The organism is Micrococcus sp. EYE_212, assembly GCF_023147585.1.
Classification (GTDB): Bacteria; Actinomycetota; Actinomycetes; order Actinomycetales; family Micrococcaceae; genus Micrococcus.
This window is the reverse complement of record NZ_JAHXOZ010000009.1, coordinates 48,793-66,699: the sequence shown is the minus strand read 5'-3', so window position 1 is coordinate 66,699 and position 17,907 is coordinate 48,793. Positions and strand designations below refer to the sequence as shown.

The following is a 17,907-nucleotide window of genomic DNA, read 5'->3' as shown; positions in this document are numbered from 1 at the left end:
CGTCAGAAGCCGGTCAGGGCGAAGGGCAGGCGGGGCTGGCGCAGGAGCGTGTCCAGGTCCGTGGCCGCGCCGGGGCGGTGCTCGCGCAGGATGCCCGCCTCGCGCATGACCTCGGCCTGCACCCCGCCCAGGAGCACGGAGCCCAGCTCCGCCACGTCGAGGGTCAGCTCGGCCTGGTCCTCGTCCGCCGGGCGGACGCGCCCCCGGCCGTCCGCCGCCGAGATCTCCCACGTGCCGGCCGCGTGGCCGAGGTCGTCCTCGACCGTCACGGCCACGGCGCCGTCGTGGAGGTAGGGACGGGCCTCGAAGCACGCGGCGACGTCCAGGATCCGGTGCCACAGGTGGTGGTGGACGCCGCGGGTGTAGATCCGGGACTCGTCGCGCACGAGGAACTCGAGCATGCGGTCGTTGGGGACCGAGGGCAGGCGCAGCCGCACCACGAGGTCGAGGTTGCCGAGGAACTCCAGCAGGGCCCGGTAGGCCTCGGCGTCGGCGGCCCACAGGGCCACCACGGTGGCGGTCACGGGCTCGTCCGCCACGAGCTCGGAGGTCTCCCCCGTCACCCGGTAGACGGCCACGCCGCGGTCCGTGCCGTCGGGGCCGGAGAACACGACGCCGCGCAGCCCCTGCGGCCGGCCCTCGTCCACGCGCGGGTCCCGGTCCGTCTCCTTGGCCGCGTGGAAGCGGATGCGCTCGACCGAGCCGAGCTGTCCCTCGAAGGCCCGACGCCACAGGCCCTCGATCAGCTCGCCCGACGTGGTGGGCTCGATGAACCGGAAGTCGCCCTCGGGGCGGCCGCCGCGCAGCTGGATCCCCCGGGTGACGTCGAGCCACACGGAGCGGTAGTACGTGGAGACGCCGAAGCCGAAGCGGCGGTAGATGGTGGCCTCGGTGGCGGTGAGCGCGGCGATCGGCACGCCCGCCTCACGGGCGCGGCGCAGCGAGTCCGACATCATGGCGCGCAGGATCCCGCGGCGCCTGTGCGTGGGCGAGACGGTCACCTCGGAGATGCACCAGGCCGGCAGGAGGCGCCCGGCGCCCACATTCAGGTCCTTCGTGAAGTCCACGAGAGTGCCCACCGGGTCGACGGCGTCCGGGTCGGCGCCCACAGGGTAGACGCCCACCAGCCGGCGGCGGTCGCCCTGCTCGACGCCGATGAAGCGGTCGGCCAGGCGCAGCTCCGGGTCGCCGACCTCGTGGAAGGTGCGCTGCAGGACGGCCGTGTGCCGGCGGACGGCGGGGGCGTCGTCCCAGCGGCGCGCAAGGTCGAACGGCGCCTCGGGGTCCGCCAGCCCGGCCTCCCACGGGGAGGGCACCGGGCGCAGCTCGAGCCCGTTCTCGGCCAGCGCGCCGGCCGGATCGGGCGGCGCCGTGGGGCCGGAGGACTCTCGAGGGGCGGTGGTGTCAGTGGGCTGCGGCATGCCAGGTCCTTCCTTCGCCGACGTGGACGTCCAGCGGCACGGAGAGGTCCGCGGCCCGCCCCATGCGCTCCTTGAGCAGGGCCGTGGCGGCCGCGAGCTCGTCGCGCGGGACCTCGAGGATGAGCTCGTCGTGGACCTGGAGCAGGAGGCGGGAGCGCAGGCGCTGCTCCTCAAGGCCGGCCTGCACGTCCAGCATGGCCCGCTTGATGATGTCCGCCGCCGAGCCCTGGATCGGGGCGTTGAGGGCGGCGCGCTCGGCCATGTCCCGCAGCTGGCGGTTGTCCGAGTTCAGGTCCGGCAGGTAGCGGCGCCGCCCCTCGATGGTGGAGGTGAAGCCGTCCTGCCGGGCCTGGGCGACGACGTCGCGCAGGTAGTCCCGCACCCCGCCGAAGCGGTCGAAGTAGCCCTTCATCAGGCCGCGGGCCTCGTCCACCGAGATCTTCAGCTGCTTGGACAGGCCGAACGAGCTCAGTCCGTACGCGAGCCCGTAGCTCATCGCCTTGACCTTGGAGCGCTGCTCCGCGCTCACCTCGTGCGGGTCCACGCCGAACACCTGCGAGCCGACGAAGCTGTGCAGGTCCTCCCCCATGTTGAACGCCTCGATGAGGCCGGCGTCCTCGGAGAGGTGGGCCATGATGCGCATCTCGATCTGCGAGTAGTCCGCCGAGAGCAGCACGGCCTCCGTGCCGTCCACCTCGCCCGCCGTGAAGGCCTCGCGGATGCGTCGGCCGGCCTCGGTGCGCACAGGGATGTTCTGCAGGTTGGGGTGCAGGGAGGAGAGGCGGCCCGTGGCCGCGGCGGTCTGCGAGTAGGTGGTGTGGATGCGCCCGTCCGGCGCCACGGTCTCCAGCAGGCCCTCCACGGTCTGGCGGAGCTTCGTGACGTCGCGGTGCGCCATGAGGTTCTCCAGGAAGGGGTGCTGCGTCTGCTCGAGCAGGTCCTGCAGCGAGTCCACGTCCGTGGAGAAGCCGGTCTTCGTCTTGCGGGTGCGCGGCATGTTGAGGCGCTCGAAGAGGACCTCCTGCAGCTGCTTCGGGGAGCCGAGGTTGACCTCCATGCCCCCGGTCTCCTCCGCCACCGAGGCCCACGCGGACTCCTTCGCGGCGTCCGCGCGCTCGGCGAAGTCGGCGCGCAGCGCCTCGAGGTGGTCGCGGTCCACGGCGATCCCGGCCAGCTCCATGCGCGCGAGCAGGCGCGCGAGCGGGATCTCCATCTCCTGGAGCAGCCGCTGGGCGCCGCGTTCGAGCACCTGGGGGGTGAACTCGGCGGAGAGGCGGCGGACCACCCACGCGGCGCGGACGGCGTCTGTGGCCCGCTGCGCGCGCTCGGCCGCGGCGGCTCCGCCGTCGAGGTCGAGCTCGCCCTGGGCGGAGGCGGGTTGCCCCGTGGCCGGCGCGGCGAGCGGAGTGCGCAGGTGCGCCTCGGCGAGCGAGGCCAGGTCCACGTCCCGGCGGTCGGGCTGGATCAGGTAGGCCGAGAGGAGCACGTCGTCCTCGACCCCGCCGATCACGGCTCCCTCCCCCAGGCCGGCCGGCCGGGTCGGGGCGGCCAGCGCCTTCACGGTGCGCTTGAGGTCGTGCACGGCCTTGGCGGTGCCGGCGTCCTCGAGCGCGTCGCGCACGGCCGCCATGAGCTCCGCGTCCGGCCCCTCGGCGTCGAGGTCCACGTAGAGCGCGGCGTCGTCGGCGGCGAACGCCACCCCGACGGGGGTGCCGTGGGTGCCCGGCACGGGCACCTTGCGCTTCGGCAGCATGTCCGGGCCGTCCACGACGACGTGCACCCCGAGCAGCGCGCCGGCGTGGGCGGCGAGGAACCCGCCCAGGTCCGCGGCCGTCGTCGCGACCACGTGCTCGGGGGCCTCCTCGACCTCGGCGGCGGGGGCGTCCGCGCCGAGGCGCTCGGAGAACACCTCGAAGACGCGGTCGCGGATGCGGTTGAACTGGAGGGCGTCGAAGAGCTCGGACACGGTGTCGTGGTCCGGCATCGTCAGCGCCATGGCCTCGAGGTCGACGGGCAGGTCGAGGTCCCGCACGAGGGCGTTGAGCCGGCGGTTGCGCCGCACGTCCTCGAGGTGGGCGCGCAGGGCCTCGCCCTTCTTGCCGGTGATGCTGTCCGCGTTCTCCAGCACGCCCTCGAGCCCGCCGTAGGCGTTGATCCACTTGGCCGCGAAGCCGGGGCCGACGCCGGGCACGCCCGGCAGGTTGTCCGCGGACTCCCCCACGAGCGCGGCGAGGTCCGGGTACTGGGCGGGGCTCACGCCGTACTTGGCCATGACGGCGTCCGCGTCCATCGGCGGGATGTCAGAGACGCCCTTCTTCGGGTACAGGACCGTGGTGTGCTCGGAGATGAGCTGGAACGCGTCCCGGTCCCCGGACACGACGACGGCGTCCCACCCCGCGGCCTCGGCGCGGGCGGAGAGCGTGGCCACGATGTCGTCCGCCTCGTAGTCCTCCACCGTGAGGGTGGGGATGCCGAGGGCCTCCATGACCTTCACGGTCAGCTCGATCTGCCCCGCGAACTCGGCGGGGGTCTCCGAGCGGCCCGCCTTGTACTCCGCGTACTCGGCGGAGCGGAACGTGGGCCCGGAGAGGTCGAAGGCGACCGCCACGTGGGTGGGCGCCTGCTGGCGGATCATCGTCAGCAGCATCGCCGTGAAGCCGTAGACCGCGTTGGTGTGCTGACCGGTGTCGGTCGCGAAGTTCTCGGCCGGCAGCGCGTAGAAGGCGCGGAACGCCATCGAATGGCCGTCCAGCACCAGCAGGCGCGGCCGGGTCTCGGAGGTGCCGGTCTCGGCCGCGGCGGTCTCACCCATGGTCTCGTTGCTCCTCTCGTGGTCCAGGTGCCAGCCTAGTGCCCATGACCGACGCCCCCGCCTGCAGCCCCGACCTCCCGGCCGCCCTCGCCGACCTCACCTTCCGGGCGGGGGTGCGACCGCGGTTCACGCCCGAGCAGCTCGCGGAGCTCTCCGCCGCGGCGGGCCTGCCGCCCGAGCTGCAGGACGCCCTCGGCGGGGCCGGCGTCAGCCCGCTGGCCCTGAAGATGGGCATCGTGTTCACGGAGCTCACCGCCGAGCGCGCCGTCGCCACCATGCCGGTGGCCGGCAACGAGCAGCCCGTGGGCCTGCTGCACGGCGGCGCCCACCTCGTGCTGGCCGAGACGCTGGGCTCGGTGGCCGCCAAGGTCGCCGCCGGGCGGGACCACAACGTCGTGGGCATCGAGATCGGCGCCACGCACCACGCCGCGGCGCGCGCCGGAACCGTCACCGGCACGGCGACGGCGGTCCACGTGGGCCGCACGCTCATCACCCACGAGGTGGTCATGACGGGCGAGGACGGGCGCCGCCTCTCGACGGCCCGCATCACGAACCTCGTGCTCGCCCGCCAGGGCTGACGCACCACGCCACGGCCGCTCCGACCGCGCCGGAGCCCCTCAGTCCGCGTCGGCGGCCCGCGGCGCCGGCTCGCCGTGCTCGCGCCCCGGGGTGTCCGCTGCGAGCTCGTCGTAGTGGCCCGAGGCCATGGGCACGCCCGTGAGGTAGGCCGAGCGCCCGAGGGCCATGGTGGCCACCGCGGCGCTGCCGAGCTGGAGCACCACGATCAGCACCACCTTCACGAGGTTCGACACGCTCGGCATGTGCAGGAGGGCGCCGACCACGATCAGGATCATGCCCACGCCGCCGGCGGTGCCGGTGGCCGAGATGCGCATGTAGGGGTCGGGGAAGCGGATCAGCCCGACGGCGGCGCCGAGGAACACGAGGGCTCCCCCCACCACCATGATCGAGCCGAGAACCGTCAGGAAGGCGTCCATCGTCAGGACCTCCTCATCGCTTTCCGCGCGTGAGTGCGCGGGCCAGGGACATGCCGGACAGGAAGCCCACGATCGCCGCCACGAGGACCAGGTCGAACGTGAACGGATTCCCGGCGCGCACGCCGAACAGCACCACCATCCCGATCACGCTGAAGCTGAGCAGGTCGCCGGAGACGGCGCGGTCGGCATCGAGCGGCCCGCGCAGGATCCGGACCGCCGACACGACGGCGGAGACCAGCAGGAGGACCAGGGCGATGTCGATGCCGAGGTGGGACCACTCGTAGTCGAGCGCGCTCATGCGGTCACCCCCGTGCGGCGCATCGCATGCAGCATGCGCCGCTCCATGTCATGGATCTCCTCGCGGAGTGCGTCCGCGTCGTCCGCGTACAGGCCGTGGACGTAGAGCAGGCGCCGGCCGTCCGCCTCACGGCGGGTGCCCAGCGTGAGGGTGCCGGGGGTGAGGGTGATGAGCGTCGAGAGCAGGGTCAGCTCCGGGTCCGTGCGGCAGTTGGTGTGCACGCGGGCGATCCCGGAGCGGGCCTGGTCGCCGGGCGTGATCAGGTCGTGCAGCACGGCGCCGGACGACGTCACCAGCGCCCAGGCGTACCAGCACCAGAACACGAGCCAGCGCACCGGCCAGGAGAGCGCGCCCTTCGTGCCCGGGCGCAGGTCCACCGTCCCGTCCGTGGGGGTCATGCCGGGCCTCCCTGAGGTCTGCGGAGTGGGGGTCACAGGCCGAGCACCGCCTCGATGTAGGCGCTCGGGTCCACGAGGCCGGCGGCGGCCTGGTCCGTGAGGGTCCACAGGCCCTGGGCGCCGAGGCCGAGGGCCAGCGTCGTGGCGGCCATCAGGACGGCCGGGGCCGCCAGGCGCACCGGGATGCGCGATCGGTGGGCGTCCTCGTCCGGGGAGAGCACCACGGGCAGCACGCCCGTGGGCGCGTCGAGGGCCTCGGAGGACATCCAGGACTCGGTGCGCTCGGTGTCCGTGCTCGACCCGCGGCCCGTCGCGGCGGAGCCGGCCGGCTCCGGGAGGGCGCTCTGCCCCGCCCTCACGACGGGCATCGCCGACGTCGCGAGCCGCTCGCGGTGTCCGTGCGGGGCCCGGGGCTCGCCCCAGAACCACGCGTTCCACACGCGCAACAGCGCCCACAGGCTCACGAGCGAGGAGGCCAGCAGCAGGGTCACCATGACGGTCCGACCCGCCTCGACGCCGGCCACCGCGAGCATCAGCTTCCCCACGAAGCCGGAGAACGGGGGGATGCCGATGAGGGAGAGCATGCCGACGAAGAACGCCGTGGCGATCAGGGGCTCGCGCCGGGCGAGGCCCTGCAGGTCCGCGAGGCGGCCGGTCCCGTACCGCACCTCGATCGCACCGGTGGCCGTGAGCAGGCAGGCCATCACCACCATGTGGTGGATCAGGTAGAAGAGCCCGGCGGACAGTCCGGCCTGCGTGGAGAGGGCGACGCCCAGGAGGATGCCGCCGATGCCGCTGACCATCTGCCACGAGAGGACCGAGCGCGTGCCGTGCTCGCCCACGGAGGCGACGGCGCCGACCACGAGCGTGAGCAGGCTCAGGGTGAGCAGCAGCCAGAGGTGCCGCGGGTCGCCGTCGTACACCACGGAGTAGATCCGGTAGATCGCATACACCGCGACCTTGGTGTGCAGGCTCGCGAAGATCGCCGTGACGGCGGGCGATGTGGACGGGTAGGCGCGGGCCAGCCAGCCGTGGAGGGGGAGCACCGAGGCCTTGATGGAGAGCGCGAAGAGCACGAGCCCCGCGGCGAGGGCGACGCGCTCGTCCCGGGCGGCCGCCCCGGCGAGGGCCGCGAGGTTGACGGTGCCGGTGAGCGCGTACACGAAGCCCACGCCGGTCACGAGGATCGTGGAGGTGAGCAGGTTCAGCGTCACGTAGAGACGGGCGCCGTCCACGCGGCGCAGCGGCTCGCGGCGGTTGGCTGAGAGGACGAAGAGCCCGTACGAGGGCAGCAGCATGACCTCGATGAACACGAACAGGTTGAAGAGGTCCGCCGTGAGCAGCGCGCCGCTCACGCCGGCCACGAGGACGAGCATGAGCGGGGCGAAGTGGACCGAGTTGGCCACGCGGGAGCCGTAGGCGAAGGCCGCGCCCACAAGGGTGAGGGCGCTCGTGAGGGTCAGCATGAGGGCGGTGAGCGTGTCGGCGGCGAACGGGATCGCGACCCCGTCCGGCCAGCCGCCCACCCCGGCGGCCGCGACGGAGCCGTCGAGGGACCGCACGAGCAGGGCCGTGCCGGCCACGGCGGTGAGCGCGAGGAGCGCCGTGAGGGCCCCCCGATGCAGTCGGCGGTGCTCGCCGGCGATCACGAGCAGGCCCGCCGCGAGCAGGGGAAGGGCGACGAACAGGGGCAGCAGCAGCCCGACGGCGTGGTCGCTCATGCGCGTGCCCCCGGACCGTGCGGGGCGGACGGCTCGGCGGCCCGCGCGGACACGCGCGGGATGGCGCCGCTGCGCAGCTCCTCGGCGGCGGCCCTGCGCTCCGCCGCGGGGAAGCGGGCGTCGGAGGCCGCGGCCTCCAGCGCATCGGGTGTCTCGTGGGGGTCCGCCGTGGCGTCGTCGGTGCGGCCGGTGACGGCGAGCACGAGCAGCAGCACGGTGATGGCGAACGAGATCACGATGGCCGTGAGCACGAAGGCCTGCGGCAGCGGATCGGCCGCCCCCTCGGGGACCGCTCCCCCGGGGGTGAAGGGGGGTGTCCGACGGTCGGTGCCGCCGGCCGCGATGATCGCGAGGTTGGCGGCGTGGCCCAGCAGCACCATGCCGAGGATCACGCGCAGCAGCTCGCGCTTGGAGAACAGGTACACGGCCCCGAACATCAGCAGGCCCACGGTGATGGCGATGGTCATCGGGAGGCCCCCTCTCGTGTCGTCGTGATCGTGGTGGTCGGGGCGACGGCCGTGATCGGTGCCCCGGGAGGCGCGGGGAGGACTCCCGGCGGGGCGCCGTCGTCGACCGGGCCGTGCTCGTCGGACTCCTCCTCCGCCTCGTCCCCGCCCAGCAGCGCGAACGCGGCGACGACGAGCCCGATGACGGAGAGATAGACGCCCAGGTCGAACACGAGCGTGGTGGAGACGCCATAGCCGAGCACCGTGACGCTCGCGGAGCCCAGGAAGCCCTTGCCGGTGAGGTAGCCGGCGAGGCCGGCGAGCGAGCCGAGGGTGATGCCCCCGCCGATCAGGCTCATGTAGGGCCACTGCAGGCGACGCGCCGTCCCCGTGTCCGCGGCCAGGTACATCAGGGCGTACCCGGCACCGCCCACGAGCGCCGCGATGAAGCCACCGCCGGGCTCGTAGTGCCCGCGGAAGAACAGCAGGAGGGACAGGGCGATGATGACAGGGCTCAGCGCGCGTCCGAAGGTCCGGGCGTAGACGAGGTTCTCCCGCACGGAGGCCAGCGGTGAGTTCAGGTCCACGGCGGAGGGGCGCGGCGGCGCGGGGCGCCGGTTCATCAGGAGGGCGGCGATCGTCAGGCCGGTGACGCCCAGCACCGTCATCTCGCCGTAGGTGTCCAGGGCTCGGAAGTCCACGAGGATGACGTTGACGACGTTGTACCCGCCGGCGTCGTGGTAGGAGTGCTCCAGGTAGTAGCGGGAGATCTCCGAGACCCCGCCGCGGCCCGTGAAGGCGAGGACGCCCAGCATGGACGCGAGGCCAGCGATGAGGGCCGCCACCACGGCCCCCGCCCGGCGGGGGGTGCCGTCCGTGCGGAACCGCGCCGGGAGGCGCCGCAGCAGCAGCACCATGACGCACACCGTGAGGACCTCGACGAGGAGCTGGGTGAGCGCGACGTCCACGGCCCCGAGGGTGAAGAACCACAGGGTCACGCCGAAGCCCACGACGCCCACGACGACCATCGCCGCGATGCGCGTCTTGGCGCGGATGGTGGCGACGACGCCCGCGCCCACGAGGAGGACCAGGGCCCAGTCGTGCCAGCGCGAGGGCTGGCCCACCACAGCCGGGAGGTCCTCGACCGTGAGGACGCCCGCCACCGCGAAGACGCCGAGCACGAGTGCGGGCGTCAGCAGGTGGCCGCGCGGGGCGATGGTCCCGGAGGCGCGGCTGACGAAGGCGCCGATGTCCACGAGGGCGTGGCGCACGCCGTCCACGGCGGCGAGACCGGACAGGGGCAGCTCGACGTGGGAGGCGATCCGCTCGACGGGGCGGCGCAGTGCGACGAGGAGCAGGCCGCACGCGATCACGGCGGCCGAGACGCCCAGGGCGGGGGTGAGCCCGTGCCACAGGGCCAGGTGAGGGTGGACCGGCAGGCCCGCCGCGGCCGTCGCCGCCTCCCCGAGCGGCTCGTCCAGCACCCCGGGGGCGAGCCCCAGGACGAGGCCGGCCAGCGCGCCCAGCGCCGGGACGGCCCAGAACGTGGACGAGGGGTCGTGCACCGGCTCGCCCCGGCCGGACTGCCACGTGTGGCGCGCGCCCGTGGGGCTGCTGCCCCACAGGCCGAGCGCGCCGAGCACGAGACGCCCGGAGTAGGCGAACGTGAAGACGGAGGCCAGGGCGATCCCGCCCGTGACGACCCAGGCCGTCCACGCCGGCCCCGGCGTGTCGAGGGCCGCGTCCAGCAGCCCCTCCTTCGAGACGAAGCCGAAGAGCGGCGGCACGCCGGCCATCGAGACGGCGGCCAGCACGATCGCCGTCCCGGTGACGGGCATGCGGACGTTCCGGGCGGCGAGGTCGCGCAGGTCCCGCCCGCCCGCCTGGTGGTCGACGATGCCGATGAGCATGAACAGGGCGCTCTTGAAGAGCGCGTGCGCCGCGGTGTGGACGATCGCCGCCGTGAGGGCGGCCGGGGTGCCCACGCCGATCAGGGTCACGAGCAGGCCGAGCTGGCTCATCGTGGAGTAGGCGAGCAGGCCCTTCAGGTCATGGCGGCGGATGGCCGAGACGGCTCCGAAGATCGCCGTGGTGAGGCCTGAGGCGATCAGCAGGGTGGACCACACGGCGGTGCCGGCCAGCACGGGGCTGAAGACGAGCAGCAGGAACACGCCGGCCTTCACCATGGCGGCGGCGTGCAGGTAGGCCGAGACCGGGGAGATCGCGACCATCGAGTCGGGCAGCCATGCCTGGAAGGGGAACTGCGCCGACTTGGTGAACGCCGCCACCGCGAGCAGGACCGCCACGAGGGTGCTCACCGCCGGGTCGCGCCAGAGGTCGGCCGCGAGCACGTCCGACAGGGACGCCGTCCCGGCCTGGACGATCATCACGGCCACCGCGCCCAGCAGCGCGAGGCCGCCGGCGACCGTGACGAGGAGCGTGCGGATCGCCGGCTCGCGGCCCTTCTCCCCCGCCCGCCCGATCAGGAAGAACGAGGTGAAGGAGGTGAACTCCCACGCGACGAACAGCACGACGAGGTTGTCCGCCAGGACGAGGAGGAGCATCGAGGCGGCGAAGACGGTCATCAGCAGGTAGAACGTCCCGTGGCGCTCCTTCTCGCGGTCCCGGCCGAGGTAGCGGCTGGAGTACGCCAGGATGCCGGCGCCGATCACGAGCACGATCTGCGAGAACACGAGCGCGAGCCCGTTCAGGCGCAGGTCGAGGTCCACCCCGATCGCGGGGATCCAGGCGTGGTGCTCGCGGACGGCCTCCCCCGTCCAGGAGGAGAGGAGGACGCCGGCGGCCGCGAGGAGGGGCACGGCCAGCACCCATCCCGCGTCGCGGCCGAGCCACCGTCCCAGCGGGACGGCGGCCGCCACCGCGAGGGCGGTGAGACAGAGGCTGATCAGGAGCAAGTGGGACACCCCGCATGGTCGAGGAACGTCGGACGTGGGCCGGTGGGGCCCACGGGCGGAGGGAGGTCCGCGGCGGGCCGGCTCAGGGGCGGCTCGGCGGCACGCCGGCGTGGAGCGCCCCCCACGAGGAGACCTGCCCGTTGGTGCCCCGGGCGCTCACGTCGGCACAGCGCGTGTCAGGAGACTCCATGCAGGCGCCTCCTTCCGGCGGGTCGATGGGGGTGCCCGAAGTGGGACTCGAACCCACACGCCTCACGGCACCGCATTTTGAGTGCGGCGTGTCTACCGATTCCACCATTCGGGCAGGTCCGCACGACGGCGGCCCCGACCACTCTAACAGGGGGCCTCAGGCGCACACGGTACGCTTCTTGCGCCCGGGCACCCGGCCCGGCCCCCTCACCCGGAGGTCCCCATGAGCCCCAACGCCGAGACCCCCCGCCTGCGCGCCGTCGTCGCCGAGGACGAGGCCCTCATCCGTCTCGACGTGGTGGAGCTGCTCACCGCGGCCGGCTACACCGTGGTCGCGGAGGCCGGCGACGGCCGCGCCGCCGTGGACGCCGTGCGCGAGCACCGCCCGGACATCGTCGTGATGGACGTGATGATGCCGGTCATGGACGGGATCGCGGCGGCCGGGGAGATCGCCCGGGACCGCCTGGCACCGGTCGTCATGCTCACGGCCTTCTCGCAGCGCGAGCTGGTGGAGCGGGCCCGCACCGCCGGGGCGATGGCCTACGTGGTGAAGCCCTTCACGGAGAGCGACATCGTCCCCGCGATCGAGCTCGCGGTCGCGCGCTTCGACGAGCTGCGCAGCCTCGAGGCGGAGGTCCGGGACCTGGGCGATCGCCTCGAGACCCGCAAGGTCGTGGATCGCGCCAAGTCGCTCCTCCAGGAGCGGATGGACCTGACGGAGGCGGAGGCCTTCCGATGGATCCAGAAGACCTCCATGGACCGGCGCCTCACCATGCGCGAGGTCGCGCAGACGGTCGTCGACCAGGTCGGCTGACGGCTGACGGCTGGCCGCCGCGGCCGCCACGCCGCTCAGCGCGGGGAGTGCGCGGGCCAGAAGCCCACGGGCTCGCGCTCGGAGGGCGGGACGGCGACCCCGCTCGCGCCGTCGCCCACGCGGTGCACGCGCAGGGTGTTCGTGGAGCCGACCTGCCCGGGGGGCGAGCCGGCCGCGATCACGACGAGGTCTCCGCGCTCGGCGATGCCCTCCGAGGTGAGGGACTCCTCCACGAGGCGGGTCATGTGGTCCGTGGTCTCCGCGAAGGGGACCATCTTGGGGTACACCCCCCACGCGATGCACAGGATGTTGTGGGTGTGCTCGCGGTGCGTGTACGCGTAGATCGGCTGCCGCGGGCGCAGACGGGAGAGGCGGCGGGCGGTGTCGCCCGACTCCGTGAAGGTGGCGAGGAACGGCACGTCCAGCTGGTCGGCCACGTCGACGGCCGCCCGCGTGATCGCCCCGCCGCGCGTGCGCGGCCGGGAGCCGAGCGGGTGGATCATCTCGAGCCCGTGCGTCTCCGTGGACTCGATGATGCGCGCCATCGTCTCCACGGTCAGCACGGGGTACGTGCCCACCGAGGTCTCGCCGGAGAGCATGACGGCGTCCGCGCCGTCGAGCACGGCGTTCGCGCAGTCCGAGGCCTCGGCGCGGGTGGGGCGCGGGTTCTCGATCATGGACTCGAGCACTTGGGTGGCCACGATCACCGGCTTGGCCCAGCGGCGGGCGAGGTCCACGGCGCGCTTCTGCACCACGGGCACCTCCTCGAGCGGCAGCTCCACGCCGAGGTCGCCACGGGCCACCATGATCATGTCGAACGCGTCCACGATCGCCTCGAGGTTCTCCACGGCCTGCGGCTTCTCGATCTTCGCGATCACCGGGACGCGGCGCTCCTCCTCGTCCATGATCGCGTGGACGCGCTCGACGTCCGCGGCGTCGCGCACGAAGGACAGGGCCACCATGTCCACGCCGGTGCGCAGCGCCCAGCGGAGGTCGTCCTCGTCCTTCTCGGACAGGGCGGGCACGTTCACGGCCACGCCCGGCAGGTTGATGCCCTTGTTGTCGGACACCGTGCCGGCGATCTCGACCTCGGTCACCACGTCCGTGTCCGTGACCTCGACGGCCCGGACGCGCACCTTGCCGTCGTCGATCAGGAGGACGTCGCCGGGCGAGACGTCGCCGGGCAGGCCCTGGTGCGTCGTGCCGACGAGCTCGCGGGTGCCCTCCACGGTGCGGGTCGTGATGGTGAGCCGGTCCCCCACGGCCAGCTCATGGGGGCCGTCCGCGAAGCGGCCCAGCCGGATCTTCGGGCCCTGCAGGTCCGCGAAGATCCCGACGGGGCGCTCCTCCTCGACCGAGAGGCGACGCACCCGCTCGTAGGTCTCCGCATGAACCGTGTGGTCGCCGTGGCTCATGTTCATGCGGACGACGTCGGCCCCGGCGCGGATGATCGCCCGGGTGGCCTCGTCGCTCGCGGTGGCAGGTCCGAAGGTCGCGATGATCTTGGCGTGGCGCATACGGCACAGACTAGCGGCGGGCGTCGCTCCCACCGAGGGCGGAGCCGCCCTCATCGTCCGCGGTGTGACCAGAGACTCCCGCCCGGCCCTGCGCGCCGGCGGCGACGGCGGGGGCCCGCCCGGGCAGCCACACGTCGTCCCGCTCGGGGGTGCGGGGGCCGATGGCGCCGCGGGCTGCGACGGTCCAGACCAGCATGACGAGCGCGACGAGCAGGAGCAGCAGCGAGGTCCACACGTTCAGGCGCTGGGTGACCCCGAAGAGGGTGATCATCTCGGCGTCGTCGATCCGGAGCATCTCGATCCAGACGCGGCCGAGGGTGTACCAGGCCACGTAGGCCCACAGCATGGCGCCGTGGCGCAGGTGGAGGCGGCGGTCCAGCAGCAGGAGGAGGGCCACTCCGGCGAGGTTCCACAGGCTCTCGTAGAGGAACGTGGGGTGGAACAGCGTGTCGGCGGGCGTGCCCACCGGGAAGTTGGCGTGCGAGGGGTCGATCCGCAGACCCCACGGCAGCGTGGTGGGCGCGCCGAAGAGCTCCTGGTTGAACCAGTTGCCCCAGCGGCCCACGGCCTGGGCCAGCAGGACGCCCGGGGCGACGACGTCGCCGAAGGCGCTCAGGCGCAGCCCGTACCGGCGGCACGCGATCCAGGCGCCCACGGCGCCCAGCGCGATGGCGCCCCAGATCCCGAGGCCGCCGTTCCACACGTAGAAGGCCTGGACCGGATCGCCCGTGCCGTCGAAGCCCGGGCCGAAGTACCGGTCCGGGGAGGAGAGCACGTGGTAGAGCCGGCCGCCCACGAACCCGAACGGGATGGCCCAGATCGCGACGTCGAGGACCGCGCCCTCGGGGCCGTTCCGGTCCTCCCAGCGGCGCGAGGCCAGCCAGAGGGCCAGGATGATGCCGAGGATGATGCACAGCGCGTAGGCGTGGACCTTCAGCGGGCCCAGCTGCAGGCCGTCCCACGACGGGGACGGGATCGCCGCGAGGGGGGCGAGGGCACCGGCGAGCATGCTCAGGCCTCCCGCACGGTGCCGGCGGCCAGCTCGCGCGTCAGGGCCGCGACGGCCTCGGGGCCGCCGTCGGTGAGGGCGCGCACCAGCGCGGTCCCCACGATCGCCCCGTCCGCGAACGCCCCGATCTCGCGGACATGCTCGGCCTGGGAGACGCCCAGGCCCACGCACACGTGCTCGGCACCGGCCTCACGGGCGGCCCGGACGACGGCCTCGGCCGCGTCCGAGACCTGGTCGCGGGCGCCGGTGACGCCCATCACGGAGACGGCGTAGACGAACCCGCGCGAGGCCTCCACCGTGAGGCGCACGCGCTCCGGCGAGGACGAGGGGGCGGTGAGGAACACGCGGTCCAGGCCGTGGCGGTCCGAGGCCTCGAACCACTCCCCGGCCTCCTCGGGCACGAGGTCGGGCGTGATGAGCCCCGCTCCCCCGGCCGCGGCCAGGCGGCCCGCGAACTCCTCGACGCCCATCCGGTCCACGAGGTTCCAGTACGTCATGACGAGCACGGCCGCGTCGGTGCGGGCGGTCACCTGCCGCACGATCTCGAACACGTCCGCCACCCGGAAGCCGGCGGCGAGCGAGGCGGCCGTGGCGCGCTGGATGACGGGGCCGTCCATCACCGGATCGGTGTAGGGCAGGCCGATCTCGATCACGTCGGCGCCGTTCTCCCCGAGGGCGACGGCGGCCTCCACGCAGTCCGCCACGGAGGGGTAGCCGGCGGGCAGGTAGGCCACGAGGGCGGTGCGCCCGGCGTCGCGGGCGGCCGCGATCGCGGCGGCGGTCTTGGAGGTCACGTCGGTGCTCACTGCTCTTCTCCCGGGGTCAGCTCGTCCAGCGGGTCCTTCTGCTCGTCCGCCTCCCCGAGGCCGAACCAGGCCGCGGCCGTGGCCACGTCCTTGTCGCCGCGGCCGGAGAGGCTGACCACGATGATCCGCTCCTCGCCCTCGGCGGTGTCCGCGCCCACGAGGCCCTCGTCGGCCCAGCGGCGGGCCAGGCGCAGCGCGCCGGCCAGGGCGTGGGCGGACTCGATCGCCGGCAGGATGCCCTCGGTGCGGGTGAGCCGCTGGAACGCGGCCATGCACTCGGCGTCGGTGACGGGCTCGTACGCGGCCCGGCCGGTGTCGTGCAGGAAGGCGTGCTCGGGGCCCACGGCTGGGTAGTCCAGGCCCGCGGAGATCGAGTGCGAGTCGATGGTCTGCCCGTCCTCGTCCTGCATCAGGTAGGTGCGGGCGCCGTGCAGCACGCCGGTGCGGCCCAGGGTGATGGAGGCGGCGTGGCGGCCGGACTCGAGGCCCTCGCCGCCGGCCTCGAAGCCGTACAGCTCCACGCCCTCGTCGTCCAGGAACCCGTGGAAGAGGCCCATCGCGTTGGATCCGCCGCCCACGCACGCCGCGACGGCGTCGGGCAGGCGGCCGGTCTGGGCGAGGACCTGCTCGCGGGCCTCCTCCCCGATCACGGAGTGGAAGTACCGCACCATGGTGGGGTAGGGGTGCGGGCCGGTGACGGTGCCGATCAGGTAGTGCGTGGTGTCCACCGAGGCCACCCAGTCGCGCAGCGCCTCGTTGATGGCGTCCTTCAGGGTGCGTGCGCCGATGGTCACGGGGATGACCTCCGCGCCGAGCATCTGCATGCGGGCCACGTTGAGGGCCTGGCGGCGCGTGTCCTCCTCCCCCATGTACACGGTGCACTCCATCCCGAAGAGGGCGGCCGCGGTGGCGGTGGCCACGCCGTGCTGGCCGGCGCCGGTCTCCGCGATCAGGCGGGTCTTGCCCATGCGCCGGGCCAGCAGCGCCTGGCCGATCACGTTGTTGATCTTGTGCGAGCCGGTGTGGTTGAGGTCCTCGCGCTTGAGGAAGATGCGCACGCCCGGGGTCTCGGCAGCGAAGCGCGGCACCTCGGTGAGCAGCGAGGGCCGGTTGACGTAGTCCCGGAAGTAGCCGCGCAGCTCCTCCTCGAACGCCGGGTCCCGGCGCGCCACGTCGTAGGTCTCCGTGACCTCCTTGAGCGCCGCCATGAGGGACTCGGGCATCCACTGCCCGCCGTACCGGCCGAAGTACGGGCCCGGCAGGCCCTGGAACACGCCCTCGAACTCGATGGACGGCTGGGTGCTGGATCGCTCCGCGCTCATGGGCGGACCACTTCCTTCGGTCGGGGGGTCAGCGGACGGTGAGGGAGGCGGCGCGGAACGCGCGCAGCGCCGCCTCGGGGTGGCCGTGGCGCACGAGGGCCTCGCCCACGAGGACGGCGTCGGCGCCGGCGGCAGCGTAGGAGCGGATCTGCTCCTCGGACTCCACGCCGGACTCGGCGACGCGCACGACGTCCTCGGGGAGCCCGGCGGCCAGGGCCGCGTAGCGGTCCGGGTCGATGTCGAGGGTCTTCAGGTTGCGCACGTTCACGCCCAGGATCCGGGCGCCGGCGGCCACGCCGCGCTCGACCTCCCCGGGGGTGTGGGCCTCGACGAGGGCGTGCATCCCGAGCGACTCCGTCAGCTGCAGGAGGCTACGCAGGCGTGCGTCGTCGAGGGCGGCCACGATGAGGAGCACGAGGTCCGCCCCGTGGGCGCGGGCCTCGTGGACCTGGTACTCCTCCACCGTGAAGTCCTTGCGCAGGACGGGCAGGGCGACGGCGGCGCGCACGGCGTCGAGGTCGGCCAGGCTGCCGCCGAAGCGTCGGGCCTCGGTCAGCACGGAGACGGCGGAGGCTCCCCCGCGCTCGTAGGCGGAGGCCAGGGCGGCGGGCTCGGGGATGTCGGCGAGGTGCCCCTTGGACGGGCTGGCGCGCTTGACCTCGGAGATCACGTGGATCCCCGCGGGGTCGGTGCGGCCGCCGGTCAGCGCCGCGTGCGCGTCGAGGGGGGCCGGGGCGGCCGCGACGAGCTCCGCGAGCCGCTCCTGAGGGAGCGATCGGCGGCGCTCGGCGAGGTCCTCGCGGACTCCCTCGACGATGTCGTCGAGGACGCTCACGGAGCGGGCCTCAGTGGCCGCGGCGGGCGGAGTCGGGCCGGGCCGACTGGCGCTTGGCCGACACGAGGCCCACGATGCCGCCGATCACGAGCATGGCGAGGCCGATCCAGATGAGGATCTGCAGGTCGGTGAGCGCACCGATGCAGCCGGCGAGGACGCCGAGCACGCCGAGACCGGCCATGATCCAGCCGCCCGGGGTGTTGCCGTGGTCCGGGACCTCCGCGTGCGTGGGGTCGCCCAGCACGCGGCCGTCCTCGGTGACGACGATCCCCGCGTCGACGCCGCGGTCCGCGACGCGCTCCTCGCGCAGGTCGCGACGGCGGGTGCCGGAGGTGGTGGTGGTCTCGGTGTGGCTCATGGGTGTCCCTCACTCGACGTGGTGTGCATGACGACTGCCCCTCATTGTGCC

At 73.6% G+C, this 17,907-nt stretch carries 16 protein-coding genes and 1 tRNA gene; 2 read left to right on the top strand and 15 right to left on the bottom strand.

The window, feature by feature from the left end; translation table 11 throughout:
• Nucleotides 1-2: 2 nt before the first annotated feature.
• Together KZX60_RS07405 and polA are read right to left on the bottom strand one after the other, a co-directional pair.
• On the bottom strand, nt 3-1,421 hold the full coding sequence (locus KZX60_RS07405; protein ID WP_248116961.1) for a GNAT family N-acetyltransferase: 1,419 nt from the start codon (nt 1,419-1,421) through the stop codon (nt 3-5).
• Nucleotides 1,405-4,233 carry a DNA polymerase I gene (polA, locus tag KZX60_RS07400; RefSeq protein WP_248116959.1) on the bottom strand — a complete coding sequence of 943 codons (2,829 nt, stop codon included), beginning with the start codon at nt 4,231-4,233 and terminating at the stop codon, nt 1,405-1,407. Before polA ends, KZX60_RS07405 begins: the two co-directional genes overlap by 17 nt.
• A 44-nt stretch (nt 4,234-4,277) precedes the next feature.
• On the opposite strand from polA, the gene KZX60_RS07395 reads away from it, so the two are divergent.
• Entirely contained in the window at nt 4,278-4,811 is a 534-nt protein-coding gene (locus tag KZX60_RS07395; RefSeq protein WP_248116957.1) for a hotdog fold thioesterase, read from the top strand.
• Nucleotides 4,812-4,850: 39 nt separating this feature from the next.
• Here KZX60_RS07395 and KZX60_RS07390 read toward each other — a convergent pair whose 3' ends face one another.
• From KZX60_RS07390 to KZX60_RS07360, 7 genes are all read right to left on the bottom strand, one after another.
• Nucleotides 4,851-5,228, bottom strand: a complete 378-nt coding sequence (locus KZX60_RS07390; protein ID WP_248116955.1) for a monovalent cation/H(+) antiporter subunit G — start codon at nt 5,226-5,228, stop codon at nt 4,851-4,853.
• 13 nt (nt 5,229-5,241) lie between these two features.
• The gene (locus tag KZX60_RS07385; protein ID WP_248116953.1) at nt 5,242-5,526 is read right to left on the bottom strand and encodes a monovalent cation/H+ antiporter complex subunit F; all 285 of its coding nucleotides are present in this window, start codon (nt 5,524-5,526) and stop codon (nt 5,242-5,244) included.
• On the bottom strand, nt 5,523-5,924 hold the full coding sequence (locus KZX60_RS07380) for a Na+/H+ antiporter subunit E (RefSeq protein ID WP_248116951.1): 402 nt from the start codon (nt 5,922-5,924) through the stop codon (nt 5,523-5,525). The genes KZX60_RS07385 and KZX60_RS07380 overlap by 4 nt, the downstream gene beginning before the upstream one ends.
• A gap of 32 nt (nt 5,925-5,956) precedes the next feature.
• Entirely contained in the window at nt 5,957-7,645 is a 1,689-nt protein-coding gene (locus KZX60_RS07375) for a monovalent cation/H+ antiporter subunit D family protein (RefSeq protein ID WP_248116949.1), read from the bottom strand.
• A complete protein-coding gene (locus KZX60_RS07370) occupies nt 7,642-8,112 on the bottom strand; it encodes a cation:proton antiporter subunit C (RefSeq protein ID WP_248116948.1) in 471 nt (156 codons plus the stop codon). Before KZX60_RS07370 ends, KZX60_RS07375 begins: the two co-directional genes overlap by 4 nt.
• Nucleotides 8,109-11,015, bottom strand: a complete 2,907-nt coding sequence (locus KZX60_RS07365; RefSeq protein WP_248116946.1) for a DUF4040 family protein — start codon at nt 11,013-11,015, stop codon at nt 8,109-8,111. The genes KZX60_RS07370 and KZX60_RS07365 overlap by 4 nt, the downstream gene beginning before the upstream one ends.
• Nucleotides 11,016-11,228: 213 nt before the next feature.
• Nucleotides 11,229-11,310, bottom strand: a tRNA-Leu gene (locus KZX60_RS07360).
• Between the two features lie 108 nt (nt 11,311-11,418).
• Here KZX60_RS07360 and KZX60_RS07355 point away from each other — a divergent pair.
• Nucleotides 11,419-12,009: a response regulator gene (locus tag KZX60_RS07355; protein ID WP_248116944.1), complete on the top strand. Its 591-nt coding sequence runs from the start codon at nt 11,419-11,421 to the stop codon at nt 12,007-12,009.
• Nucleotides 12,010-12,044: 35 nt separating this feature from the next.
• Here KZX60_RS07355 and pyk read toward each other — a convergent pair whose 3' ends face one another.
• The 6 genes from pyk to KZX60_RS07325 are packed head-to-tail and all read right to left on the bottom strand — an operon-like array spanning nt 12,045 to nt 17,856.
• A complete protein-coding gene (gene pyk / locus KZX60_RS07350) occupies nt 12,045-13,526 on the bottom strand; it encodes a pyruvate kinase (RefSeq protein WP_248116942.1) in 1,482 nt (493 codons plus the stop codon).
• A gap of 10 nt (nt 13,527-13,536) precedes the next feature.
• A complete protein-coding gene (gene lgt / locus KZX60_RS07345) occupies nt 13,537-14,535 on the bottom strand; it encodes a prolipoprotein diacylglyceryl transferase (protein WP_248116940.1) in 999 nt (332 codons plus the stop codon).
• Between the two features lie 2 nt (nt 14,536-14,537).
• On the bottom strand, nt 14,538-15,341 hold the full coding sequence (trpA, locus tag KZX60_RS07340) for a tryptophan synthase subunit alpha (protein WP_248116939.1): 804 nt from the start codon (nt 15,339-15,341) through the stop codon (nt 14,538-14,540).
• Entirely contained in the window at nt 15,338-16,663 is a 1,326-nt protein-coding gene (trpB, locus tag KZX60_RS07335) for a tryptophan synthase subunit beta (RefSeq protein WP_248116938.1), read from the bottom strand. Before trpB ends, trpA begins: the two co-directional genes overlap by 4 nt.
• Nucleotides 16,664-16,691: 28 nt before the next feature.
• Nucleotides 16,692-17,498 carry an indole-3-glycerol phosphate synthase TrpC gene (gene trpC, locus KZX60_RS07330; RefSeq protein ID WP_248116937.1) on the bottom strand — a complete coding sequence of 269 codons (807 nt, stop codon included), beginning with the start codon at nt 17,496-17,498 and terminating at the stop codon, nt 16,692-16,694.
• Nucleotides 17,499-17,508: 10 nt separating this feature from the next.
• Nucleotides 17,509-17,856 (bottom strand): HGxxPAAW family protein, encoded by a 348-nt coding sequence (locus tag KZX60_RS07325; RefSeq protein WP_248116935.1) that lies wholly within the window; start codon nt 17,854-17,856, stop codon nt 17,509-17,511.
• Between the last annotated feature and the right edge of the window lie 51 nt (nt 17,857-17,907).

Coding starts and splice junctions, on each gene's coding strand:
- KZX60_RS07370 (WP_248116948.1), bottom strand. CDS start 8,112: ATGACCATCGCCATCACCGTGGGCCTGCTGATGTTCGGGGCCGTGTAC.
- KZX60_RS07395 (WP_248116957.1), top strand. CDS start 4,278: ATGACCGACGCCCCCGCCTGCAGCCCCGACCTCCCGGCCGCCCTCGCC.
- KZX60_RS07380 (WP_248116951.1), bottom strand. CDS start 5,924: ATGACCCCCACGGACGGGACGGTGGACCTGCGCCCGGGCACGAAGGGC.
- KZX60_RS07325 (WP_248116935.1), bottom strand. CDS start 17,856: ATGAGCCACACCGAGACCACCACCACCTCCGGCACCCGCCGTCGCGAC.
- KZX60_RS07405 (WP_248116961.1), bottom strand. CDS start 1,421: ATGCCGCAGCCCACTGACACCACCGCCCCTCGAGAGTCCTCCGGCCCC.
- KZX60_RS07385 (WP_248116953.1), bottom strand. CDS start 5,526: ATGAGCGCGCTCGACTACGAGTGGTCCCACCTCGGCATCGACATCGCC.
- trpB (WP_248116938.1), bottom strand. CDS start 16,663: ATGAGCGCGGAGCGATCCAGCACCCAGCCGTCCATCGAGTTCGAGGGC.
- pyk (WP_248116942.1), bottom strand. CDS start 13,526: ATGCGCCACGCCAAGATCATCGCGACCTTCGGACCTGCCACCGCGAGC.
- lgt (WP_248116940.1), bottom strand. CDS start 14,535: ATGCTCGCCGGTGCCCTCGCCCCCCTCGCGGCGATCCCGTCCCCGTCG.
- KZX60_RS07355 (WP_248116944.1), top strand. CDS start 11,419: ATGAGCCCCAACGCCGAGACCCCCCGCCTGCGCGCCGTCGTCGCCGAG.
- polA (WP_248116959.1), bottom strand. CDS start 4,233: ATGGGTGAGACCGCCGCGGCCGAGACCGGCACCTCCGAGACCCGGCCG.
- KZX60_RS07375 (WP_248116949.1), bottom strand. CDS start 7,645: ATGAGCGACCACGCCGTCGGGCTGCTGCTGCCCCTGTTCGTCGCCCTT.
- KZX60_RS07390 (WP_248116955.1), bottom strand. CDS start 5,228: ATGGACGCCTTCCTGACGGTTCTCGGCTCGATCATGGTGGTGGGGGGA.